A 22031-nucleotide genomic window follows, 5' to 3' on the forward strand; every position below is an offset into this window, starting at 1 on the left:
TCTACCGTGGCTCGCATGGGCGATGCGGTGGAACTGGAAGTGGCCGGCCGGACGGTACGGCTGTCCAGCCCCGACAAGGTCTTCTTCCCGGAGCGCGGCTTCACCAAGCTGGACCTCGCCCGCTACTACCAGGCGGTCGCACCCGGCATCCTGCGCGCCCTGCGCAACCGCCCCACCACCCTGGAGCGCTACCCGGACGGCGTCACCGGCGAGTCCTTCTTCCAGAAACGGGCGCCGAAGAACATGCCCGACTGGATCCCCACCGCCCACATCACCTTCCCCAGCGGGCGCAGCGCCGACGAGATGTGCCCGACGGAGCAGGCTGCCGTCCTGTGGGCCGCCCAGTTCGGCACCCTCACCTTCCACCCCTGGCCGGTGCGCCGCACCGACGTCGACCGCCCCGACGAGCTGCGCATCGACCTCGATCCGCAGCCCGGCACCGACTTCGACGACGCCGTCCGCGCCGCACACGAACTGCGCGCCGTCCTCGAGGAGTTCGGGGGGCTGCGGGGCTGGCCCAAGACCTCCGGGGGCCGCGGTCTGCACGTCTTCGTGCCGATCGAACCCCGCTGGACCTTCACCCAGGTCCGGCGCGCCGCCATCGCCGTCGGCCGGGAGATGGAACGGCGGATGCCGGAGCGGGTGACGATCAAGTGGTGGAAGGAGGAGCGCGGCGAGCGGATCTTCCTCGACTACAACCAGACCGCCCGCGACCGCACCATCGCCTCCGCCTACTCCGTACGCCCCCGCCCGCACGCCCCCGTCTCGGCGCCGCTGCGCTGGGAGGAGGTCGGTGCGGCCCACCCGCGCGACTTCGACCTCGCGACCATGCCGACCCGCTACGCCGAACTCGGCGATGTGCACGCCGACATGGACGACCACGCCTTCTCCCTCGACGCCCTTCTCGACCTCGCCCGACGCGACGAACACGACCACGGGCTGGGCGACCTGCCGTATCCGCCGGAGTACCCGAAGATGCCGGGCGAGCCCAAGCGCGTACAGCCCAGCCGGGCCCGGCACGAGACAACGCCGGACGAGCCGGAGGCGTCCTAGACGGGGTGCCGCCCGGGACGCCTCCGGCCCACCCTCACAGTTCCTTGATCCGGATGTCCCGGTACGAGACGACGTCCGTCGTGCCGTGCACCTGTAGTCCGATGTATCCGGAGGCGAACCGCCGCCCGTCCGTGCCCGGGTCGTCCGCGCGTGGCGGGGTGAACGCCTGGCCGCCGGTGTTGTCGAACTCGTTGATCAGCACGCCGTTGCGGTAGACCGAGTAGTGCTGGTCGACGACCCTGATCTCGTAGTCGTTCCAGGTGCCCTTCTGCGTGACGCCGGCCCCGGCCAGCCCGACCCGGTCGAAGCCGTACACCGACCCCGTCTTGTACATGTCGCCGTCGGGCCGGTCCAGTACCTGCACCTCGTGCCCGTACTTGATGGCGACCCACTCGGGCCGCGACTCCTCGGGGTGGTCATGGACCCACGGGAAGCGCACGAACACGCCGGAGTTGGCGTTGCCTGCGCCCGGAGCGTCGTCGCGCCACTGGAGCTTCAGCGAGAAGTCGCCGTACTTGCGCTGCGGGAACCAGAGCATGCCCAGGCCCTGCTGCGTGGTGCCGCTGGTGATCGACCCGTCGGGGTTCTGCGCGAACGAACCGCCGCCCACCTGCTGCCACTTGGCGAACGACCCCGCGCTGCCGTCGAGGATCGTGCGGTAGCCCTCGGTCTGGCCGGGCCTGCCGATCCCGGACTCCCCGGCGGCCTCCTGGATCGCGTCGTACTCGCGCTGGTCGACGACTCCGTCACCGAGCAGCTGGTCCAGGACCGTCTTCACATGCTTGAGGAACAGCGCGTGGGACGTCCATTCCTTCTCGTCCTCGATCAACTCGTTGATCCGGCACCGGCTGTCGGTCAACCGGTTCGGCACCCCCGAGTCGACCGTGCCCACGATCACCGTCAACCGCTCGTCGTACTCGGGGCAGTTGGGGGCCGGGACCTGGCTCGCGACCACGGTGAAGGTCACCGTGCGCGCGGTGGAGGTGTTGCCCGCCTTGTCGACGGCGCGGTAGGCGAGGGTGTGCGCGCCTGCACGGTCGACCACCACCGGAATGCTGTATGCAATATACGGTCCACCGTCGAGTGAATACTCGATCCGGTCGACACCCGACCCGCCCCCGTCCGTCGCGCTCACGGCGATCTTGGCATTGCCGACGTACGCCCCGTCGGAGTTTCTCGTGCCCTCCACGCTCACGCCGGTCACCGGTGGCGTGGTGTCCTGCGGGGCCGCCGTGACCACCGTGAACCGGGCGGTCTTCTCGGGGGAGGCGTTGCCCGCCTTGTCGGTGGCCCGGTAGCGCACGGTGTGCGTGCCGACCTGGTGCACCATCACGGGTGCGGTGTACGGCTGCCAGGTCCCGGTGTCGACGGCGTACTCGATGGTGTTGACCCCGGATCCGGTGTCGGAGGCCGACACGGTGACCGTCGCCATGTCGATGTACGTTCCGTCCGGGTTCTGCTCGCCCGTCACCGTGGCGGAGGTGTCCGGCGGTGACGTGTCGTCGGAGGGCTGGGCGACGACGGTGAACTCGGCGCTCTTCTCGGCCGAGACGTTGCCGGCCTTGTCGAACGCCCGGTAGCGGATCTTGTGGGCGCCGACCTGGTCGACGACGATCGGTGCGGTGTACGGGATCCAGTCGGCAGGATCCCCCGAGTCGCCGACAGCATACTGTATGCGGTCGACCCCCGACCCGCCCGCCTCGTCCGTCGCGCCGATCGCGACACTCGCCGAGCCGACGTACTCGCCCTTCGCGTTCTGTGCGCCGGTGACCTGCGCCGCCGTCGCGGGCGGAGTCGTGTCCTCACCGCTGCCCTCGGTCACCACGAGGATGCCCTGCATCTGGCCGTGGCCCGGGATCGTGCAGTGGTAGAAGTAGCGGCCCGGGGTCAGGGTGACCTCGGCGGTGTGGCGGCCGCCCATGTCGTCGTTCGGGTTGGCCAGGATGTTCAGTTCGACGTCGTTGTTGAACTCGGGATCGCTGGTCACGAACGTCAACGTGTGCGGCATGCCGATCGTGTTGCCGGTCGCCGCGCTGTTCTCGAAGACGATCGTCGCCTGACCCGCCACCGCCGTCGTGGGCGCCGACACGTACTTGGTGATGTCGTCGCCCGCGGTCCAGGTGAGGACCTGGGCAGCTCGGGCCGCGGCCGCGCGTTCGGGCTGCGCCGCGGTGGGCGCCGCCTGCAGCCCGAGCATCATCAGCACGGCGGCCAACAGAACCGTCAGGACTCTTCTCTGCCGGGTCGCTTGCCGTGTCATCTGCCGTGTCGCTGGTCGTCTCACTGCGTCCCCCTCGCCAGCAGTCCGACCGCCGGGGTCGGGCCGCCGCCCGTGTAAGTGACCTTCCACAGCGCCGACTTGGCGTCCGAGGTGAAGAAGCCGCGGCCGTAGTCGAGGACGTACAGAGCGCCGTCGGGTCCGAACTTCCAGTCCATGAGGTTCTTGATGCCGTCGTTGCCGACCGGCACGATCTTCTTCAGCGACTCCGAGTGCACGGGCAGACCGCCCGTCCCTTGCGTCTTCGGGTCCATGACCACCGCGTTGCGCGGCTGGTCGGCGTCGTAGAAGTCGCCGACGAACCACTTGCCGTCCCAGTACGCGGGCCACTTGGCCGTGCTTGCGGTCGTGGCGTCGTAGCGGTAGACCGGCCCGTTCATCGCCGCCTGGCCGCCGCCCTTGAGCCACGGCAGCCGGTAGGTGGCCTGGTCCTTCCGGTACGAGGGCACGCCGTTCGCGTCGCGCGGGTAGTCGGGGGCGCCGCCCTGGGGCGAGTACCAGATGTTGTTGCCGGTGACCGGCGGCAGGTTGACCAGGCCGTCGTTGTTCGGCGACTCGTTCTTCGGGTGGTCGCAGTCGTACCAGCCCAGCGGCTGCGACGGATCCGGCAGGTTGCGGTCCCGGTAGGGCTGCTTGTTGCCCATGCAGTACGGCCAACCCCGGTTGCCCGCCTGGGTGATGACGGCGAAGGTGTCGTACTTCGCCGGTCCCCATGTCGTCGACGGCTCGCTCGCGTCCGGACCGACCCAGCCCGCGTACAGCGCGTCGGTCGTCCGGTCGACGAAGATGCGCGCGGGGTTGCGGACGCCCATCACATAGATCTCGCCCCGGGTCTTTCCGCCGCCCTCCTCGGTCTCCCGGCCCGTGAAGAGGTTCCCGGCCGGAAGCGTGTAGGTGCCGTCGGCCTCCGGATGGATGCGCAGGATCTTGCCGTTGAGGTTGTTCGTGTTGCCGGCGGTGCGGCGCGCGTCGGCGAAGGAGACGCCCTTGAAGTTCGGCTGCGGGTTGTTGCCGGAGTAGCCGCTGCTGAAACCACTGGAGTTGTTGTCACCGGTCGCGATGTACAGGTTGCCCTTGGAGTCCCAGGCCATCCCGCCGCCCGCGTGGCAGCAACTGTGCACCTGGACCGGCCACTTGAGCAGCACCTTCTCGCTGTTGAGGTCGAGCCGGTTCGTGGCGAGGTCGAGGGTGAAGCGCGAGACGCGCCGCTCGGCCATCCGGGTCTCGCGGTTGACGCCCGAGTGCGGTGTGTAGTGCAGGTACACCCAGCCGTTCTGCTGGAAGCGCGGATCGACCTCGATGCCGAGGAGCCCTTCCTCGACCTTGATGAGCTCGTCGCCCCCGCCCTTGTTGCCGAAGACCGTCAACTCGCCGGCCAGAGACACCTTCTTGGTGGCCGGGTCATAGACATGGATCTGTCCCTTGCCCTTGCCGACGTCCGGGTTGTTCCAGTCCGTGACGACCGGCTGGGAGGAGTCGGCGCCGCCCCGGCCGATGTAGAGGACGCGGCCGTCCGGCGCGGTGACCAGGCCGTGCGGTTCGCCGATCTGGTCGTTCCTGCCCGGCTGGTTGGCCGGGGTCAGGCGCTCGGCCTTGTAGTTCCCGGTGATGGTCGCCTTGCAGTCGGCCTGCACCAGCCGGGTCGTCCACAGCAGGGCGCCGCGCAGGTGCGAACGGAAGTCCGTCTCGTCGTACGACGACACCGTGCCGCCCATGCCGGTGTAGAACGAGCGGCCGCCGTCATAGTCGCGGCACCAACTGACCGGGTGATCCCAGCCGTTGGCGCTCGCGCCCGGCTGGTACGTGGACTCGCGCACCCGGGCGACGGTGTGCACCTCGCCGGACGGGTTCTTCACCCAGTTCGACCACACGTCCGGGCGCTTCCATTCCAGCGGCAGCTCCTTGGTGGCCGGATGCTGCCGGTCGCCGATCTCAACGGTCGCCCGCTGTACGGCAGTCGGGCTCGACGCGGCCGGTCGGGCGCCGATCAGTCCGGTGAACCAGTCCGAGTACGGCTCCGCGCGGGCCGCGTCATGGAGGCCGACGAATCCGCCGCCGGCCTCCATGTAGGTTTCCAGGCCCGCCTCCTGCTCCGGATCGAGGACGTCGCCGCCCCCGGTCAGGAACACGACCGCGTTGTAACTGCTCAGTCTTGTCCCGCTGGTGAAGACCGAGGCGTCGTTCGTCGCCTCGACCTCGAAGCGCTGGGCGGCCGGACCGGACAGGCCGATCCGCTCGACGGCCTCGATGCCGGCGTTGACCACCGGCGACTCGTCCCCGGCCGCGGCCGACCCGTGGAAGACCAGGACGCGAACATCGGCACTGCCCGGCGGAGACTTGACAGACATCGTTGTCAGGGGTGGTTCCGGGACGGGGCGCGCGTCCGCGGCAGGGGCGGACAGCAGGCCGGCGACGAGCGTCCCGCACGCCACGGTCGTCACCCGGATTCGTCTTCTCGTGCTCAACCCTCGTAAGTGCATGGGCGCCTCCTCGGTCACGGCGACAGCGCCAAGGAAGCTAGACGTCTTTGCGCGGTTCGCCAATACCTATGACCGCAATGGCACGAACTTTGTCCTGGGTGTGGAGAAACAGCGGAACGACCGGTACCGTCGCACAGGTTCATCACAGGCTCGATCACGGGCTCGTCTTCTTCATCGTCGCAAATTCCGTACCAGGGTGGGGAGTTCGGCATGGACAGACGCGGGTTCAACCGGCGGGTGCTGCTGGGCGGCGCCGCGGTCGCGACATCGTTGTCCCTGGGGCCGGAGGCGGTGAGCGCCGAGGCGCCGGCGAAGACCGCGCCGGCCGGGGGAGCGGTCCGGCACATCAAGCTCTACGCCGAGAAGCTCGCCGACGGGCAGTTCGGCTACGGCTTCGAGAAGGGAACGGCCTCGATCCCCGGGCCGTTGATCGAACTCAACGAGGGCGACACCCTGCACATCGAGTTCGAGAACACCCTGGAGGTGGCCGCGAGCCTGCACGTTCACGGCCTGGACTACGAAGTGTCCAGCGACGGCACGAAGATGAACCGGAGCGACGTCGAACCCGGCGGTACCCGCACCTACACCTGGCGCACCCACGCCCCCGGCCGCCGTACCGACGGCACCTGGCGGGCGGGCAGCGCGGGCTACTGGCACTACCACGACCACGTCGTGGGAACGGAACACGGTACCGGCGGCATCCGCAAGGGCCTGTACGGCCCGGTGATCGTCCGGCGCAAGGGCGACGTCCTGCCCGACGCCACCCACACGATCGTCTTCAACGACATGACGATCAACAACAGGCCCGCCCACTCGGGCCATCAGGGCCCCGAGTTCGCGGCGACGGTGGGCGACCGGGTCGAGTTCGTGATGATCACGCACGGGGAGTACTACCACACGTTCCATATGCACGGCCACCGCTGGGCCGACAACCGCACCGGCATGCTCACCGGCCCCGACGATCCCAGCCAGGTCATCGACAACAAGATCGTGGGCCCGGCCGACTCGTTCGGCTTCCAGGTCCTCGCCGGGGAGGGCGTGGGCGCCGGCGCGTGGATGTACCACTGCCACGTACAGAGCCACTCCGACATGGGCATGGTCGGCCTGTTCCTGGTCAAGAAGCCCGACGGCACGATCCCCGGCTACGAGCCGCACGAGGCCCACCAGGCGAACGAGACGAACAAGACGAACAAGACGAGCGATACGAGCGATACGAACAAAGCGAGCGGGACGAGCGGGACTCACGAACACTGAGGGCGCCTCCCCTCGGTGAGAGCGCTCTCACCGAGGGTTTCCTCCGGAGCTATCCTGAGCCGCAGTCGGCCAGGAGGAGTTCTGCAGTGACCGAGACAGCGTCGCGTCCCACGCTGGAGGCCGTGGCCGCGCGGGCCGGGGTCTCACGGGCGACCGTGTCTCGGGTCGTCAACGGCGGGGACGGCGTCCGGGAGCCGCTCGTCGAGCGGGTCAGGAGGGCTGTGGAGGAACTCGGGTACGTCCCCAACCAGGCCGCGCGCAGCCTGGTGACGAAGCGGCACGACGCGGTCGCCGTCGTCATCGCCGAACCGGAGACGCGGGTCTTCGCCGACCCCTTCTTCGCGCTCCAACTGCGCGGCATCAGCAAGGAACTGACCGCCCGCGACAACCAGCTCGTGCTCCTGCTCACCGAGGGCCGCGACGACCACGCCCGCGTCGCCCGCTATCTCGCCGGCGGCCATGTCGACGGGGCGCTGGTCTTCTCCCTGCACATCGACGACCCGCTCCCCGGCCTGATCCAGGGCGCCGGTGTCCCCACCGTGTTCGGCGGCCGCCCGGGCTGGAGCGACGGCATCCGGAACGTGGTCTACGTGGACAGCGACAACCGCGGCGGCGCCCGCGAGGCCGTGCGCCACCTGGCCGGCCTCGGTCGCGCCCGCATCGCGCACATCACCGGCCCCCTCGACCAGACCTCCGCGGCGGACCGGCTCGACGGGTACCGGGAGGTCATGGGAGACGGCACGGACCCGCGGCTCGTCGTCGAGAGCGACTTCACTCCCGGCGGCGGCGAGCGGGCGATGCGGGAACTCCTCGACCGTTGCCCGGACCTCGACGCCGTGTTCGCCGCCAACGACCTCACGGCCGCGGGCGCCCTGCGCGTGCTGCGCGAACACGGACGGCGGGTGCCCGAGGACGTCGCCGTGGTCGGCTTCGACGACATGCTGCCCGTCGCAGAACAGAGCGCCCCGCCGCTGACGACGGTCCGTCAGGACATCGAGGAGATGGGCCGGATCATGGCCCGCCTCCTGCTGCGCCGCCTCGACCGCCGCGTCGTCGGCGACGAACCCGGCGGTGTGGTCCTCCCGACCACTCTGGTGCGCCGCGCCTCCGCCTAGACCCGTACTTCGCAGGTCGCCGAAAAGGTTCGCCGCAGCGGCCTCTCAGCGTCCGATCTCGACTGGGTCGGTCCGGGACCGCTATTGCCGTAGCGGTTCCGATCGGCGAGCGATCAGCCACGACCACTTGATCTTCACGATCGGGTGACCTGCGAAGTACGGGCCTAGAGCCTGTCCGGCCGATCCTGTCCGGCCGATCCTGCCTGCAGACACGAGGTGCGGGCACGCGCCCCTCAGAGGGGGACCCCAGCACCCCGCTCACCGGCACTGCCAAGGCGCCGCCGATTTCCCGCGCCCGGCTCGGCCGGACAGGTTCCAGCCCGCTCCGGGTCTCGTCGCCGGTCCCTGGGCCTCGTCCCGCCTCATGTCTGCTGCGGCACGCTCTTGATCACCGCGAAGCGTGCCCCGTAAGGGTCGGCGAGCTTGGCGATGCGGCCGACGTCCTCGACGTCCGTGGCGGGCATCCGTACTCTGCCGCCCAGCTCCGTCGCCTTGCCGACGACCGTGTCCACGTCGCTGACCTCGAAGTACGGCAGCCAGTACGCCCCCGACTCCGCCTCCGTGGGGTCGTCGGCCAGCGGCACGATCCCGCCGAACATCGCGGCCTCCCCGCCCTCGGCAGGGTTGACGCAGGTGTAGGTGCCGCCGGGGAAGGAGACGGCCGAGGTCTCAAGGCCCAGTGTTCTGTTGTAGAAGGCGGCGGCCGCGGCGATGTCCGGCGTGTACAGCTCGACCCAGCACAGCGAGCCGGGTTCGCCCGCCACGTCCACGCCCTTGGTCTGCGCGGGCTCCCAGAGGCCGAACGTAACGCCCGCCTGGTCGGCGAGGACCGCCATCGTGCCCTGGCCCATGACGTCCATCGGCGCGAAGAACACCCTGCCGTGCGCCTGCTCGGCCGTTTTGGCCGTGGCCTGCGCGTCCGACGTCCGGAAGTACACCGTCCACGACGGCGGGCCCTGCTCGGGCGTGGTCTGCATGCCGCCCGCCACGGTCTTCCCGTCCAGCTGGAAGAAGCCGTAACCACCGGCGTCGGGGCCCGCCGACTCGAACCGCCAGCCGAAGAGCGCGCCGTAGAAGGAGGTGGCACCGCCGATGTCGGACGTGCCGACGTCGATCCAGTTCGGAGCGCCGTCGACGAAACGGGTGGTGAGCATCATGGCCCTCCTCGAAGGGGTCCCGTCCTCTGCCTCTGCCCTGCACTGCCGAGTCTTGCACCGACCACTGACAATCGCTGCCGGAGCACGCCCACGGCCGCGAGCCGCCCGCACGGTCACTGTCGGTAACTGTCGGTCACCAGTGCAATGCGGGGTTCCGTGTCCTGAGCGCGCCGCCGTGCGTCGCGGTGCCCGGCGGGGCCATCATCGGGGCGGTCCGGGCTTCTGCGCGCCCGCACATATATCCGGCGTTGATCGAACGTTTTTCGCCGCCCGGCACGATTCTCGCCATGTACACCGACACGATTCCCACGCCCGAACTCACCTGGCAGAGAGAGGCGCTGTGTGCGCAGACAGGGGCGGAGTTCTTCTTCCCCGAGCCCGGCAGCTCGGTGCGGGAGGCGAAGCGCATCTGCGGCATGTGCGAGATGCGCCCCGCCTGCCTGGAGTACGCCCTGGCCAACGACGAGCGCTTCGGCGTCTGGGGCGGCCTGTCCGAGAAGGAGCGCCTGCAGATCAGACGTACGGCGCACTGACTGCCGAAGTCGCCCTGTTCCTCGGATAATTCAGACGACCGCGTCGCGGGGGTGCGGTTAGGATCCGGGGGCGCGTCCGGACGTAGCGCAGAGGCAGGCGCATCGCCTTGCCAAGGCGAACAACGCCGGTTCGAATCCGGCCGTCCGGATGTGCGCGAGGTCCCGTAGAGCAGTGGCAGACTCGCCACCTTCTCAGGGTGGATACGCCGGTTCGATTCCGGCCGGGACCACAGTTCGACGAGGGCGGGGCGGGGACGTATGGGCGAGGACAACCAGGGGACGGCGGTCACCTCGCCGGTCACCGAGGCGGAGTTGGCCGCCTTCCACGACGTCATGGGCAAGCTGCGCGCCCTGCCCGTCGACGATCCCGTACGCCTGCGGGCCGAGCAGGTCGCCGCGTCCTTCGCACGCGACGGACGGCTGCGGCGGCGCAAGGTCCGCGGCACCGAGATATCGGCCGCCGACGCGGCGGCGATGGCCGCGACCGCGACCGGCGCCCTGGACCGGCGGGAGGACGCGGCCCTGGCGGACGGCGGCCGAGGCGGCGCCTTCCACCGGCCGCGCACCTGCTACGTCTGCAAGACGCCCTATCGAGAAGTCGATGCCTTCTACCACCGGTTGTGCCCGGCCTGCGCCGCCGACAACACCCGCCGCCGCTCCTTGAGCACCGACCTCGGCGGACGCCGGGTCCTGCTGACCGGCGGCCGGGTGAAGATCGGCTTCCGGCTGGCGCTGATGATGCTGCGCGACGGCGCGCAGACCGTCGTCACCTCACGTTTCCCGCACGACACCGTCCGCCGCTTCCGTGCCGAGCCGGGCAGTGCGCAATGGCTGGACCGGCTCACCGTCCTCGCCGTCGACCTGCGCGACCCGCGCCAGGTGCTGGGCCTGTGCGAGGAACTGCGCGAGGAGGGCGAGCCGTTCGACATCCTCGTCAACAACGCGGCGCAGACCGTGCGCCGTCCGCCGCAGTCGTACGCCCTGCTGGCCGCCGGCGAGTACGACGCGCTGCCCGAAGGCGCGCGCCGGGCGCCCGGGTTCACCTCGATGCGGATGCTGGAGGGGCTCGGGGGCAGCGTCTCCCCGCTGCCCGCGGCCCTGCGCGAGGCCGACGAGGCGGGGCTGCTGCCCGACCCGTCCCCGGAGAACTCCTGGTCGGCGCGGCTCGGCGCGCTCGACCCGGCCGAGGTCCTGGAGACGCAGCTCGTCAACGCCCTCGCCCCCGCGCTGCTCTGCGACCGGCTGTTGCCGCTGCTGCTGGCCTCCCCGCATCCGCGCCGGTACGTGGTCAACGTGACCGCCGTCGAGGGCCGGTTCGCCGTGCGCAACAAGATGCCCGGGCATCCGCACACCAACATGGCCAAGGCCGCCCTCAACATGCTGACCCGGACCAGCGCCGCCGCCCTCGCCGAGCAGGGCGTGCACATGTGCGCCGTCGACACCGGCTGGATCACCGACGAGAACCCGGCGCCGAAGAAGGCCCGGATGGCGGGAGCGGGCTTCCGCACCCCGCTGGACGTCGTGGACGGCGCGGCCCGCGTGTACGACCCGATCGTGCGCGGCGAGGCCGGGCATCCGGTGTCGGGCGTGTTCCTCAAGGACTACCAGGAGGCTCAGTGGTGAGCGAGGAGAGCGCGCCGGCCGGCCCCGGGTCGGCCGGCTTCGCCGGCGTGCCGTATGTCCTGCCGCGTCCCCTCGCCGATCTCGCCCCGCTGCTCGACTGGCTGCGGGCCGGGCGCCCGGCGGGTGAGCGGCTGGACTTCGCCGCCGGCACCGCGCTGCCCGACGGGCGGCTCGACCTGTGCAAACAGGGTCTCGGCGCGGCGGGCGCCGCCCTGGTCGCCGAGGCGCTGGCCGACGGGCCCTCGCCCGTACGGCATCTGCTGCTCGGCACGGACGCCCTCGGGGACGACGGTGCCGCCGCCGTCGCGGGCACGGACGCGCCGGTCGAGACGCTCTATCTCGGCTGCAACGGCATCACCGCGGGCGGCGCCTGCCGCATCGCCGACCAGCTCCGGGCCTCGCCGCAGGTCGTCACCGGAGTGTGGCTCAAGCGCAACCCGCTGGGCGGGGGAGGGGGCCGGGCGGCAGCCGAACTCGTCGAGTCGGTGCGGACGTTGCGCACCCTCGACCTCGTCCAGACGGGGCTCGACGGGGCCGGCGTCACCGTGCTCGCCGACGCGCTGCTCGCCGCCGCGGACGACGGGCGGCGCGTGGAGCGGCTGTTCGTCGGCGGCAACCCGCTGGGGGAGCGGGGCGCGGAGGCGCTCGCGGCCGTGGTCGCGGCCGGGGCGATCGACGAACTGTACGTGTCCGCAGCCCGGTTGGGCGACGCGGGCGCGGGCCGGCTCGCCGACGCCCTGGAGCGGGCGCCGTACGGGCGGCTCACCCGGCTGTCGGTGGCGAGCAACGGCATCGGGCCGTCGGCCGCCGCGCGTCTGGTGGGCGCCGCCACCGCCTCGGGCGTCACGCTGCTGGACCTCGGCCGGGTCCGGGCCGCGGCCGTGCTCGGCGCCGAGGACAACCGGCTGGACGTGGCCGCCGCCGAGGCCGTCGGGCGGACGCTGGCGGCCGCCGGGCATCGGCTCGCGCATCTCGTCCTGCGCCACACCGGTCTGCGCAGCCGGGAGGCGCACCGGCTCCTGGACCACGCGCCGCGCGCGGTCACGGCCACCCGCTTCGTCCTCGGGCAGGGCGTCGCCGCCAGCGTCAAACAGCGTCTGGCGGCCCTCAGCGCCCATGTCCCGGCCCCGACCGTGCCCCGCGACGTGGCGGCCGTACACAGCGTGCACCGCACGCCGACGCGGCCGGCACCGGCCGGGCTACCATCTGGCGCAAGGGCGGGGTCGTAGCGCAGAGGCAGGCGCGCCGGTCTCCAAAACCGGGTCACGCTGGTTCGAATCCAGCCGCCCCGCCCCCTCGGACGTGATCAGCCGGCGATGCGCGCCGCCATGCGGGCCTTGCGCGTGGCGAGCTTCTCGTCGAACTTCGCGGCTTCCGCGTCCAGGCCGCCCATGAACAGGCCGATCTCCTCCTGCGCCTTCTGCCCCTCGGGGCCGAGGCCGTCGATCTCCATGATCTTCAGGAAGCGCAGCACGGGCTGGATGACGTCGTCGTGGTGGATGCGCATGTTGTAGACCTCGCCGATGGCCATCTGCGCGGCCCACCGCTCGAAGCCGGGCATGCCGTGGCCGGGCATGCGGAAGTTCACGATGACGTCCCGGACGGCCTGCATGGTGAGGTCGGGGGCGAGCTCGAAGGCGGCCTTCAGCAGGTTGCGGTAGAAGACCATGTGCAGGTTCTCGTCGGTCGCGATGCGCGCCAGCATGCGGTCGCAGACCGGGTCGCCGGACTGGTGACCGGTGTTGCGGTGGGAGACGCGGGTCGCCAGCTCCTGGAAGGCGACGTAGGCGACCGAGTGCAGCATGGAGTGCCGGTTGTCGGACTCGAAGCCCTCGCTCATGTGGACCATGCGGAACTGCTCCAGCTTGTCCGGGTCGACCGCGCGCGAGGCGAGCAGGTAGTCGCGCATCACGATGCCGTGCCGGCCCTCCTCCGCCGTCCAGCGGTGCACCCAGGTGCCCCAGGCGCCGTCGCGGCCGAAGAGCGAGGCGATCTCGTGGTGGTAGCTGGGCAGGTTGTCCTCGGTGAGCAGGTTCACGACGAGCGCGATCCGGCCGATCTCGGTGACCTTGGACTGGCCCTTCTCCCAGGCCTCGCCGTCCTCGAAGAAGCCGGGGAAGTTGCGGCCGTCGCTCCACGGCACATACTCGTGGGGCATCCAGTCCTTGGTGACCTTGAGATGCCGGTTGAGTTCCGTCTCGACCACTTCCTCCAGGGCGTACAGCAGCTTGGCGTCGGTCCAGACGGCGGGGCTGCCGAGGTGCGGGGAGGTGATCGTCACGGGAACTCCAGAAGGGGACGTGAAGCGGAGTGGAACAATCCGGCGAGCGAGGCCGGCAACTTACGGGATCGTAAGCTACGTACCCGTAGGTTACGAAGCCGTAGGTTAAGTTCTCTGTAAAGATCGCTGATCAGCCAGGTTTCATCGGTCGATTCGGGGCGTGTCAAACAGCCCCGGGATCCGCAGGTCCCTGGGCTGAAGAGGTGATCCGTTCACCCGGTCAGGCGTACAGCTCACGCAGCCGGACCGAGAGGCATGTCACACAGCCTTCGAGTTTCTCGAACTCGCTGATGTCGACCACGACGGGCTCGTGACCGAGATCGGCGAGCAGTTCCGCCGTCTTGGGCGCGCCGGCCGAGATGAGGACGTGCGGGCCGCCGAGGAGCACCACGTGCGAGCCGGCCTCCTCGGGCACCGACAGGAAGCGCGGGAACAGCGACGGCCGGTCCACCTTGGGGATGTGGCCGATCACCGTGCCGTCGGGCAGCGCCGTGACCGCGGACTTCAGATGCAGCACCTTGCTCACCGGCACGGCCACGACCCGCGCCCCCAGCGGTTCGAAGGCGGCCCGCACCTGCTGGACGCCGGCCGCGTTGGTCCGTCCGCCCCTGCCGACGTAGATCGTGTCGCCGATCTTGAGCACATCGCCGCCGTCCAGCGTGCCCGGCTCCCAGATCCAGTTCACCGAGCAGCCCAGCCGGGCCACGGCCTCCTCGACCCCGAGGGTCTCGTCGCGCCGGGACTCGGCCCCGGAGCGCGCGATCAGGGCGACGTTCCTGTACATCACCACCGTGTCCTCGACGAACACGGAGTCGGGGCAGTCGTCGGCCGGATCGACCTCGACGGTCTCCCAGCCGTGCGTCCGCAGTGTCTCGGCGTACGTCTCCCACTGCCCCTGGGCGAGCTCGACGTCGACCTTCTCCCGCTCGACGTGCGTCACCAGGCCTTCGGCGAGGCGCGGGCTGGGACGGCGGATGAGGGCCTTCTTGCTGGGCACGTCCAGGTCTCCGAATCGGGTGGCACAACCGGCGCCTCGGACGCGGCGCCGGTCAGCCATCATGCAGGGCGCGACCATGAGCACAAAACCCCGCAGTAACAATGTGCCCTTCCTGAGACCCGCGCCCTGTCGCGCGCCCGCTGTCGCGCCCTGCGCCCGGCCCTACGCCGGATCCGTCACCTCCGCCGCCGTCGTCTCGCGCAGTTCCCCGTCCAGCAGCAGCCACCGGGTGATGCCGATCGACTCCAGGAACGGCAGGTCGTGGCTGGCCACGATCAGGGCGCCCTCGTACGACTCCAGGGCTGTGGTGAGCTGGCGCACGCTCGCCATGTCGAGGTTGTTGGTCGGCTCGTCCAGCATCAGCAGCTGCGGCGCGGGCTCGGCCAGCATCAGGGCCGCCAGGGTCGCCCGGAAGCGCTCCCCGCCCGAGAGCGTCGCCGCCTTCTGGTCGGCGCGGGCGCCCCGGAACAGGAAGCGGGCCAGCCGGGCCCGGACCCGGTTTTCGGTGGCGCCCGGCGCGAACCGGGCCACGTTCTCGGCGACCGTGCGCTCGCCGTCGAGGACGTCGAGGCGCTGGGGCAGGAAACGCAGCGGCACGTGCGCGTGCGCCTCGCCGTCCTTGGGCGCCAGCTCCCCGGCGATCGTGCGCAGCAGTGTCGTCTTGCCCGTGCCGTTGCGCCCGACCAGCGCCACCCGCTCCGGACCGCGCAGGTCGAAACCACCCGCCACGCGCGCGCCGTACGCGAGTCGGAGGTCCTGGAGGGTGAGGACCTCCCGCCCCGGGGGCACGGCCGTGTGCGGCAGGTCGACGCGGATCTCGTCGTCGTCCCGGACGGCCTCCACGGCGTCGTCGAGCCGCTCCCTGGCCTCGGCGAGCTTCTCCTCGTGCATGATCCGGTGCTTGCCCGCCGACTCCTGGGCCGAACGCTTGCGCGCCCCCATGACGATCTTCGGCTCGCGCTTCTGGTCGAACATCTTCTGCCCGTACCGCTTGCGGCGGGCGAGTTTGACCTGGGCGTCGACCAGTTCGCGCTTCTGCTTCTTCAGATCGGCCTCCGCGACGCGCACCATGCGCTCGGCGGCCTCCTGCTCGGTGGTCAAGGCCTCCTCGTAGGCGGAGAAATTGCCGCCGTACCAGCTGATCTCGCCGCTGCGCAGGTCGGCGATCTGGTCGACGAGGTCCAGCAGCTCCCGGTCGTGGCTGACCACGACCAGCACGCCCGGCCAGGACGCGACGGCCGCGTAGAGCCGCCGTCGGGCGTACAGGTCGAGGTTGTTGGTCGGCTCGTCCAGCAGCAGGATGTCCGGCCGGCGCAGCAGCAGTGCGGCCAGCCGCAGCAGCACCGACTCGCCGCCCGACACCTCGCCGATGGTGCGGTCGAGGTCGACATGGCCGAGCCCGAGCTCGCCGAGGGTGGCCAGGGCGCGCTCCTCGACGTCCCAGTGGTCGCCGACGGTCTCGAAGTGCGCCTCGGACGCGTCTCCGGCCTCGATGGCGTGCAGGGCGGCGCGCTGCGCGGCGATGCCGAGTGCGTCGTCGACCCGCAGGGCGGTGTCCAGGGTGACGTTCTGCGGGAGGTAGCCGACCTCGCCCGCCAGGCGCACCGCGCCGTCGGCGGGGGCGAGTTCCCCGGCGATCAGTTTCAGCAGGGTCGACTTTCCGGAGCCGTTGACGCCGACGAGTCCGGTGCGGCCGGAGCCGAAGGCGACGTCGAGCTCTTCGAACACGGGGGTGCCGTCGGGCCAGGAGAAGGCGAGGGAGGTACAGGTGATGGAATGAGTCAAAGCGGGCCTCGCGGATGCGTGTGCGGTCAGGGCGACACGTGTCGAGACACCGGAAGGCGACGACCACCGCAGCAGTGCGGGAGCACGAGGGCGTGAAGAAGGCCCTGCTCCGCAAGGACGGCATGGACGGCTCGAAGGCCGAGGTCGCACGCGACGCACACACCCGACGGGTGTGGCGCGGTGTCTCAGGACCTCAGACGAGCAACGTCCTTCTCCAATCGGCGGCAACAGAACCGCTTCACACCGTAGGAGGGTCTGCGGGAGCCGTCAAAGGATTAAACGGATCGGCCGACGTCGGCAGGCTTCGGCGGCCTCAGCAGGCGTCGCGCATCAGCTCCGCCAGGTCGTGGTCGAGGTCGAGCTGCCGGTGCTCCGTGCCGGCCGGCACCAGCTCGCTCGTGGCCTGGAGGAAGCGGCGGATGTCGGCCGAGTGGACGTGCACGACGGCGGTGCCCTCGGGCGCGTGGAACTCCAGCACCGTGCGGTCGTACCCGTAGGGGCGCACCCGGACGTCGCCGTGGCCCTCGGCCGTGTGCAGGCCTGCGGCGAGCAGTTCACGGGCGAAGGTCCAGCAGACCTCGACGCCCTCCAGGGTGGCCGGAGCGGGGAAGGTCATACGGACGGCGAAGGGATCCCGGCGGTCGTAGTGCAGCGTGGCGGGGATGTTCGGCATCCGGGGCGCGGCGGCGACAAGACGGGCCTCTACGGGCTGCTCGATGACGATGGACAACGCCTTGCTCCCTCGTGACGGCGGGACGAACTTCCGGGCGGTGGGTCCGGACACTGGAAGAGACGCCGGAACCGGTCGATCCGTGCACACCGATTTCGAGTGACCTCGGTCACCGCGATTCATGCACGGGAGTGACTCAGCTCTCCTCCCGGCCCCTAGGGGCAGTTGAGGAGATCGAGGGCATCTGGACGCCACCGAGAGCCGTGGGCTAGCTTCCCCCGCCATGAGGCCCTTGGGGAAGACGCGGCGCACGGTACGTACGACACGAGGGAGCGGCCGGGTGGCTGCGGCGGTCTGCGGGGCGGCGCTCGCCGTCCTCACGGCCCTGCCCGCCCAGGCGCACCCGCAGCGGCCCGCGACGCCGCACTGGGACCTCAAGGACACCGGCGCCGCTTCCGTGCGCTTCCGGGGTCTCGCGGCCGTCGACCGTGACACCGCGTGGGTGGCGGGCACCCAGGGCACCGTCCTGCGCACCGCCGACGGGGGCGGGAGCTGGCGGAACGTCTCGCCGCCCGGCGCGGCCGACCTGCAGTTCCGGGACATCGAGGCGTTCGACGCGCGCCGCGCCGTGGTGCTGGCCATCGGCGAGGGCGAGGCGTCGCGCGTCTACCGCACCGAGGACGGCGGGACGACCTGGACGGAAGCCTTCCGCAACACCGACTCCCGCGCCTTCTACGACTGCATGACCTTCTTCGACCGCCGCCACGGCCTCGCCATGAGCGACCCGGTGGACGGAAGGTTCCGCATCCTGTCGACCAGCGACGCGGGCCGCTCCTGGAACGTGCTGCCCGACGAGGGGATGCCGGCCGCCCTGACCGGCGAGGCGGGCTTCGCCGCCAGCGGCCAGTGCCTGGTCGCCTCCGGGGCGAAGGACGTCTGGCTGGCGACCGGCGGGGCCGCACGCGCGCGTGTGCTGCACTCCTCCGACCGGGGACTGACCTGGACGGCCACCGACGCCCCGATCCCCGCGGGGGACCCCGCGCGCGGGGTCTTCGCCCTCGCCTTCCGCGACCGCACCCACGGCCTGGCCGTCGGCGGCGACTACCGCGCCGACCAGCCGTCCCCGCGGGCCGCCGCCACGACCGGCGACGGCGGCCGCACCTGGCGGCCCGCCGGCACGCCGCCGCCCGCCTACCGCTCCGGCGTCGCCTGGCTCCCGCACAGCCGCACCGCCGCCCTCGCGGTCGGCCCCACGGGCACCGACCTGACCACCGACGCCGGCCGCACCTGGCGCACCCTCGACACCGGCTCGTACGACACCGTGGACTGCACCCCGGACCTCGGCTGCTGGGCCGCCGGCGAACAGGGGCGCGTGGCGCGCCTGGAGAGCTGAGCCGTTTCCGGGGTACCCGGTGGGCGACGACGCGAATGGAGTGAGCGCACATGCCACGCGGTTCCAGCCCCGAGCGGGAACGCCAGTACGAGCACATCGAGGAGAGCGCGCGGGACCGGGGCGAGAGCACCGAGCGCGCGAAGGAGATCGCCGCCCGGACGGTCAACAAGGAACGAGCCCGGGCCGGCGAGTCGAAGACGGCCGGCCGCACGTCCGTCGAGGACATGTCGTCCGGCAGGCGCGGCGGCCTGCGGTCCGGCAAGGGCGCCCAGGGGCCCACCTACGACCAGCTCTACGAGGAGGCGAGGCGGCGGGGCGTCAAGGGCCGCTCGGGCATGGACAAGAGCGAGCTGCAGCGCGCCCTGGACGGCCGCAGGAGCTGACGCGAGCCGTACGCTCGTCCCCACCATGAGGATCGTGAACATTCCCGCGGGCTGGCCCGCGACCGAGGAAGAGGCCCGCGCCGTCCAGGACGAGCTGCGGACAGGGGTGGTGCTCGACGAACCGGGTCCGCAGCCCGGGACCGGGTATGTGACGGGCGTCGACGTCGCCTACGACGACGAGCGGGACGTCGTCGCCGCGGCGGCCGTCGTGCTGGACGCGGTGAGCCTCGACGTCGTCGCCGAGGCCACCGCGGTCGGGCGGATCTCCTTCCCGTACGTCCCCGGACTGCTCGCCTTCCGCGAGATCCCCACCGTGCTGGCCGCGCTGGCGGCTCTGCCCCGCCCGCCCGGCCTGGTCGTCTGCGACGGCTACGGCGTGGCCCACCCGCGCCGCTTCGGCCTCGCCAGCCACCTGGGGGTCCTCACCGGGCTGCCCACGATCGGCGTCGCCAAGAACCCGTTCACCTTCGCCTACGACGACCCGGACGCCCCGCGCGGATCGGCCTCCCCGCTGCTGGCGGGCGACGAGGAGGTGGGGCGTGCGCTGCGCACCCGGGCGGGGGTGAAGCCGGTCTTCGTGTCCGTCGGCCACCGCGTCACCCTGGACGACGCCTGCGCCCACACCCTTGCCCTCACCCCCGAGTTCCGCCTTCCGGAGACGACCCGCAGGGCGGACTCACTGTGCCGGAGGGCGCTTCAGGAGACGCTTCAGGAGGCGACGATCCGCCACTGACCCACTTCTTTGTACTCGGAGTCGTAGATCGCCGAACCGTCCTCGGCCTCCAGGGCGTAGTGCTTCAGGTTGCCGCCCCAGTACCGCAGGATGCGCCCCAGCTCACCCACCGGGTCCTGCGCCAACGCGCCCTCGTCCACGGTGACTTCGAGAACGAACTTCATGCTGCTCCCCTTCCGCTCCGGTTCTGTTCCGATCTGCTGCTTCAATCGTTTCATTGAAGTGCTTTTTGGCACTTGGGAGCACTTCGGGGCGCTGGGGAGCACTTGAGGGGCCGAGGGGAGCCGTGGGCGGCGGCGAAAGTCCCCAATGGGGGGCAAGGGGATCGGTGCGTGGCGTGCCTGCCCCTGAGTACGTCGTCTGAGTACCTGCACGGATGTGCGCCCCGCCACCGGCTCGGCAGGCTGGGCCGCATGACCACGCACCGAGCTCCGAAGCCCCTCGCCGACCCGACCCGATCCGTCGAGCGTGCCGTCAACGCCGCGTTGATCCTCGCCGTCCTGGCGGGGCTCGGCTGGATCGTCGGGATGATCTACACCCTCGTGCAGTGGCCGGTCTGAGGCCGCAGGCGCGACCGGGGCCCGTCAGCGGCGGGCCGCGACGCGGAAGCGGACGCCCGCGCGGGTCAGCCGCTCGGTCAGCGCGTCGCCCATCGCCACCGCCGTCGTGACCTGCCCCGCGGTCGGAGGGAGGTCGTCGCAGGCCAGGGCGAGCGCCGCCTCGGCGAACATCTTCGCCGTCTCGTCGTAGCCGGGGTCGCCGCCCGAGACCTCGGTGCACACCCGCCGGCCGCCGCCCTCGCCGACGAACCGGACGGAGAACCAGCTCCGCGCCCGCTTGTCCGCGCTCGGCCCCTCGCCGGGCCTGAGCCGGTCCGACAGCCAGCGCCGGGCGGGCGGCAGTTGGGCCGCCGCGACGAGCGTCCCGACCGCCGCGACACCGCCCACGGCGACGGGCAGCCGCCGTACGGCCGCGTAGTGCCGGTAGCGGAAGTCGGGCCCGTAGCGCGACAGCGACCTCGCCGAGCGGAGCACGATCCGCGGGTCGATGGTCGGCAGCGGCAGCGCCCAGGACCCGACCTCGGGGGCGAACCGGGGTGCGCCGATCGGCGCGGTGGCCCGGCGGCCCAGGAGCCGCGGTTCGTGCCGTCCCCGCTCCCGCGCGGCGGCCGCCATGTGCCGGCCGCGCGCGAACTGGCCCAGGGCGGAGGCGAAGGTACCGCCCGAGAAGGCGGCGTCGACGGTCACGAAGCCGTCCACGGTCAGCGGCACGCCCTGCGGGAGCTGCCGGACGGTGAAGTACACGCCCAGGTCGTGCGGGACGGAGTCGAAGCCGCACGCGTGGAGCAGCCGTGCGCCCGTCTCCCGCGCGCGTGCGTCGTGCCGGACGTACATCAGGTCCACGAACTCCGGCTCGCCGGTGAGGTCGAGGTAGTCGGCGCCGGTGTCCGCGCAGGCGGCCACGAGCTCCTCGCCGTACGTCACATAGGGGCCCACCGTCGTGGCCACCACGCGCGCGTGCTCGGCGAGGGCGCGCAGCGACGCAGGGTCCGAGGCGTCGGCGCGCAGCACCCCGACGTCCACGGCGAGCCGTTCGCGCAGCTCCTCCAGCTTCCGCTCGTCGCGGCCGGCGATCGCCCAGCGCAGATCGGCGGGCGCGTGCGCGGCGAGGTACTCCGCGGTGAGAGTTCCGACGAAGCCCGTGGCCCCGAAGAGCACGATGTCGTACGGACGGTCCGACCTTTTCAGCCTGCTCATGACATCCCTTCGCCTTGCAGCCCGCGCCGCTGTCGGTGGCTGAGGCTAGCGTGAGGAGTGCGGAGGCCGACGACGAGCCCGGAGGCAACAGGTGACCGTGGACAGGAACGCCCTGAGGAAATGGGCGAAAGTGCGCGAGTTCGCGCTCGGGCTGCCCGGCGCGACCGAGGAGTTCCCCTGGGGCGAGACGGTCGCCAAGGTCAACAAGAAGGTGTTCGTCTTCCTCGGCGTGGACGACGGCAGTCACCCGCTGGGCGTCACGCTCAAACTCGCGGAGGAGACGGCCCACGCCCACGCGCTGGCCGCGCCGGGCGCCGAGCCCGCCGGATACGGCCTGGGCAGGTCGGGCTGGGTGAGCCTGCCGCTGGAGGAGAAGGGCGCCCCCGCGGCCGAGCTGCTCTGCGACTGGGTCGAGGAGAGCTACCGCGCGATCGCCCCCAAGCGGCTCATAGCGGAGTTCGAAGCGCGCTGAGCCGGTCCGGCGGCCGACGGTGCGGCGGCCGGTGCGGGCATACTGGCTAAGCGCTTGCTTGTTCTGC

20 protein-coding genes and 3 tRNA genes are annotated in these 22031 nt (G+C 71.3%); 14 read left to right on the plus strand and 9 right to left on the minus strand.

Annotated elements, in window-relative coordinates:
• Window positions 1-15: 15 nt before the first annotated feature.
• Window positions 16-1053: a non-homologous end-joining DNA ligase gene (ligD, locus tag AB0J04_RS01915; RefSeq protein WP_363166405.1), complete on the plus strand. Its 1038-nt coding sequence runs from the start codon at window positions 16-18 to the stop codon at window positions 1051-1053.
• 34 nt (window positions 1054-1087) lie between these two features.
• Here ligD and AB0J04_RS01920 read toward each other — a convergent pair whose 3' ends face one another.
• Window positions 1088-3313, minus strand: a complete 2226-nt coding sequence (locus AB0J04_RS01920) for a family 16 glycoside hydrolase (protein ID WP_363166406.1) — start codon at window positions 3311-3313, stop codon at window positions 1088-1090.
• Between the two features lie 20 nt (window positions 3314-3333).
• A complete protein-coding gene (locus tag AB0J04_RS01925) occupies window positions 3334-5811 on the minus strand; it encodes a ThuA domain-containing protein (protein ID WP_363166407.1) in 2478 nt (825 codons plus the stop codon).
• Between the two features lie 210 nt (window positions 5812-6021).
• Between AB0J04_RS01925 and AB0J04_RS01930 the strand changes: the two genes are divergently transcribed.
• A complete protein-coding gene (locus AB0J04_RS01930; RefSeq protein WP_363166408.1) occupies window positions 6022-7065 on the plus strand; it encodes a multicopper oxidase domain-containing protein in 1044 nt (347 codons plus the stop codon).
• Window positions 7066-7151: 86 nt separating this feature from the next.
• Window positions 7152-8180 carry a LacI family DNA-binding transcriptional regulator gene (locus AB0J04_RS01935; protein WP_363166409.1) on the plus strand — a complete coding sequence of 343 codons (1029 nt, stop codon included), beginning with the start codon at window positions 7152-7154 and terminating at the stop codon, window positions 8178-8180.
• A gap of 362 nt (window positions 8181-8542) precedes the next feature.
• On the opposite strand, the gene AB0J04_RS01940 is transcribed toward AB0J04_RS01935, so the two are convergent.
• Entirely contained in the window at window positions 8543-9334 is a 792-nt protein-coding gene (locus AB0J04_RS01940; protein ID WP_363166410.1) for a VOC family protein, read from the minus strand.
• A 290-nt stretch (window positions 9335-9624) separates the two neighbouring features.
• Here AB0J04_RS01940 and AB0J04_RS01945 point away from each other — a divergent pair, with 290 nt between their 5' ends.
• The 6 genes from AB0J04_RS01945 to AB0J04_RS01970 all read left to right on the plus strand — a co-directional run bounded on the left by AB0J04_RS01945 (window position 9625) and on the right by AB0J04_RS01970 (window position 12786).
• Window positions 9625-9870: a WhiB family transcriptional regulator gene (locus AB0J04_RS01945; protein WP_363166411.1), complete on the plus strand. Its 246-nt coding sequence runs from the start codon at window positions 9625-9627 to the stop codon at window positions 9868-9870.
• Between the two features lie 76 nt (window positions 9871-9946).
• A tRNA-Gly gene (locus AB0J04_RS01950) sits at window positions 9947-10019 on the plus strand.
• A gap of 9 nt (window positions 10020-10028) precedes the next feature.
• Window positions 10029-10100, plus strand: a tRNA-Glu gene (locus AB0J04_RS01955).
• A 28-nt stretch (window positions 10101-10128) separates the two neighbouring features.
• A complete protein-coding gene (locus tag AB0J04_RS01960) occupies window positions 10129-11493 on the plus strand; it encodes an SDR family oxidoreductase (RefSeq protein ID WP_363166412.1) in 1365 nt (454 codons plus the stop codon).
• Window positions 11490-12722, plus strand: a complete 1233-nt coding sequence (locus AB0J04_RS01965; RefSeq protein WP_363166413.1) for a ribonuclease inhibitor — start codon at window positions 11490-11492, stop codon at window positions 12720-12722. Before AB0J04_RS01960 ends, AB0J04_RS01965 begins: the two co-directional genes overlap by 4 nt.
• Window positions 12711-12786: transfer RNA gene (locus AB0J04_RS01970), tRNA-Trp, on the plus strand. Before AB0J04_RS01965 ends, AB0J04_RS01970 begins: the two co-directional genes overlap by 12 nt.
• 13 nt (window positions 12787-12799) lie before the next feature.
• On the opposite strand, the gene AB0J04_RS01975 is transcribed toward AB0J04_RS01970, so the two are convergent.
• The 4 genes from AB0J04_RS01975 to AB0J04_RS01990 all read right to left on the minus strand — a co-directional run bounded on the left by AB0J04_RS01975 (window position 12800) and on the right by AB0J04_RS01990 (window position 17286).
• A complete protein-coding gene (locus tag AB0J04_RS01975; RefSeq protein ID WP_363166414.1) occupies window positions 12800-13774 on the minus strand; it encodes an acyl-ACP desaturase in 975 nt (324 codons plus the stop codon).
• A gap of 220 nt (window positions 13775-13994) precedes the next feature.
• Entirely contained in the window at window positions 13995-14771 is a 777-nt protein-coding gene (gene ddaH / locus AB0J04_RS01980) for a dimethylargininase (protein ID WP_363166415.1), read from the minus strand.
• Window positions 14772-14933: 162 nt separating this feature from the next.
• Window positions 14934-16556: an ABC-F family ATP-binding cassette domain-containing protein gene (locus tag AB0J04_RS01985; RefSeq protein ID WP_363166416.1), complete on the minus strand. Its 1623-nt coding sequence runs from the start codon at window positions 16554-16556 to the stop codon at window positions 14934-14936.
• 313 nt (window positions 16557-16869) lie between these two features.
• Entirely contained in the window at window positions 16870-17286 is a 417-nt protein-coding gene (locus AB0J04_RS01990; RefSeq protein ID WP_363166417.1) for an SsgA family sporulation/cell division regulator, read from the minus strand.
• Window positions 17287-17509: 223 nt separating this feature from the next.
• Between AB0J04_RS01990 and AB0J04_RS01995 the strand changes: the two genes are divergently transcribed.
• The 3 genes from AB0J04_RS01995 to AB0J04_RS02005 are packed head-to-tail and all read left to right on the plus strand — an operon-like array spanning window position 17510 to window position 19735.
• The gene (locus AB0J04_RS01995) at window positions 17510-18619 is read left to right on the plus strand and encodes an oxidoreductase (RefSeq protein WP_363166418.1); all 1110 of its coding nucleotides are present in this window, start codon (window positions 17510-17512) and stop codon (window positions 18617-18619) included.
• Between the two features lie 50 nt (window positions 18620-18669).
• Complete coding sequence (locus AB0J04_RS02000; protein ID WP_363166419.1) at window positions 18670-19002, plus strand: plasmid stabilization protein; 333 nt, start codon at window positions 18670-18672, stop codon at window positions 19000-19002.
• 25 nt (window positions 19003-19027) lie between these two features.
• Window positions 19028-19735: an endonuclease V gene (locus tag AB0J04_RS02005; RefSeq protein ID WP_363166420.1), complete on the plus strand. Its 708-nt coding sequence runs from the start codon at window positions 19028-19030 to the stop codon at window positions 19733-19735.
• Here AB0J04_RS02005 and AB0J04_RS02010 read toward each other — a convergent pair.
• Window positions 19711-19899, minus strand: a complete 189-nt coding sequence (locus tag AB0J04_RS02010) for a hypothetical protein (RefSeq protein ID WP_363166421.1) — start codon at window positions 19897-19899, stop codon at window positions 19711-19713. The genes AB0J04_RS02005 and AB0J04_RS02010 overlap by 25 nt on opposite strands.
• Window positions 19900-20148: 249 nt before the next feature.
• Here AB0J04_RS02010 and AB0J04_RS02015 point away from each other — a divergent pair, with 249 nt between their 5' ends.
• Window positions 20149-20295, plus strand: a complete 147-nt coding sequence (locus AB0J04_RS02015; RefSeq protein ID WP_363166422.1) for a hypothetical protein — start codon at window positions 20149-20151, stop codon at window positions 20293-20295.
• Between the two features lie 24 nt (window positions 20296-20319).
• On the opposite strand, the gene AB0J04_RS02020 is transcribed toward AB0J04_RS02015, so the two are convergent.
• The gene (locus tag AB0J04_RS02020) at window positions 20320-21492 is read right to left on the minus strand and encodes a saccharopine dehydrogenase NADP-binding domain-containing protein (protein ID WP_363166423.1); all 1173 of its coding nucleotides are present in this window, start codon (window positions 21490-21492) and stop codon (window positions 20320-20322) included.
• Window positions 21493-21583: 91 nt separating this feature from the next.
• On the opposite strand from AB0J04_RS02020, the gene AB0J04_RS02025 reads away from it, so the two are divergent.
• On the plus strand, window positions 21584-21964 hold the full coding sequence (locus AB0J04_RS02025) for an MmcQ/YjbR family DNA-binding protein (RefSeq protein ID WP_363166424.1): 381 nt from the start codon (window positions 21584-21586) through the stop codon (window positions 21962-21964).
• The last annotated feature ends 67 nt before the right edge of the window (window positions 21965-22031 follow it).

It is taken from the genome of Streptomyces sp. NPDC050263 (assembly GCF_040655955.1).
Taxonomy (GTDB): domain Bacteria; phylum Actinomycetota; class Actinomycetes; order Streptomycetales; family Streptomycetaceae; genus Streptomyces.

Bases quoted from the DNA above. Each gene is read 5' to 3' on its own strand.
- AB0J04_RS01920 (WP_363166406.1), bottom strand. From the start codon at position 3,313: ATGACACGGCAAGCGACCCGGCAGAGAAGAGTCCTGACGGTTCTGTTG.
- AB0J04_RS01945 (WP_363166411.1), top strand. From the start codon at position 9,625: ATGTACACCGACACGATTCCCACGCCCGAACTCACCTGGCAGAGAGAG.
- AB0J04_RS01940 (WP_363166410.1), bottom strand. From the start codon at position 9,334: ATGCTCACCACCCGTTTCGTCGACGGCGCTCCGAACTGGATCGACGTC.
- AB0J04_RS01995 (WP_363166418.1), top strand. From the start codon at position 17,510: ATGAGGCCCTTGGGGAAGACGCGGCGCACGGTACGTACGACACGAGGG.
- ligD (WP_363166405.1), top strand. From the start codon at position 16: ATGGGCGATGCGGTGGAACTGGAAGTGGCCGGCCGGACGGTACGGCTG.
- AB0J04_RS01925 (WP_363166407.1), bottom strand. From the start codon at position 5,811: ATGCACTTACGAGGGTTGAGCACGAGAAGACGAATCCGGGTGACGACC.
- AB0J04_RS02005 (WP_363166420.1), top strand. From the start codon at position 19,028: ATGAGGATCGTGAACATTCCCGCGGGCTGGCCCGCGACCGAGGAAGAG.
- AB0J04_RS02000 (WP_363166419.1), top strand. From the start codon at position 18,670: ATGCCACGCGGTTCCAGCCCCGAGCGGGAACGCCAGTACGAGCACATC.
- AB0J04_RS01960 (WP_363166412.1), top strand. From the start codon at position 10,129: ATGGGCGAGGACAACCAGGGGACGGCGGTCACCTCGCCGGTCACCGAG.
- AB0J04_RS02010 (WP_363166421.1), bottom strand. From the start codon at position 19,899: ATGAAGTTCGTTCTCGAAGTCACCGTGGACGAGGGCGCGTTGGCGCAG.
- AB0J04_RS01930 (WP_363166408.1), top strand. From the start codon at position 6,022: ATGGACAGACGCGGGTTCAACCGGCGGGTGCTGCTGGGCGGCGCCGCG.
- AB0J04_RS02015 (WP_363166422.1), top strand. From the start codon at position 20,149: ATGACCACGCACCGAGCTCCGAAGCCCCTCGCCGACCCGACCCGATCC.
- AB0J04_RS02020 (WP_363166423.1), bottom strand. From the start codon at position 21,492: ATGAGCAGGCTGAAAAGGTCGGACCGTCCGTACGACATCGTGCTCTTC.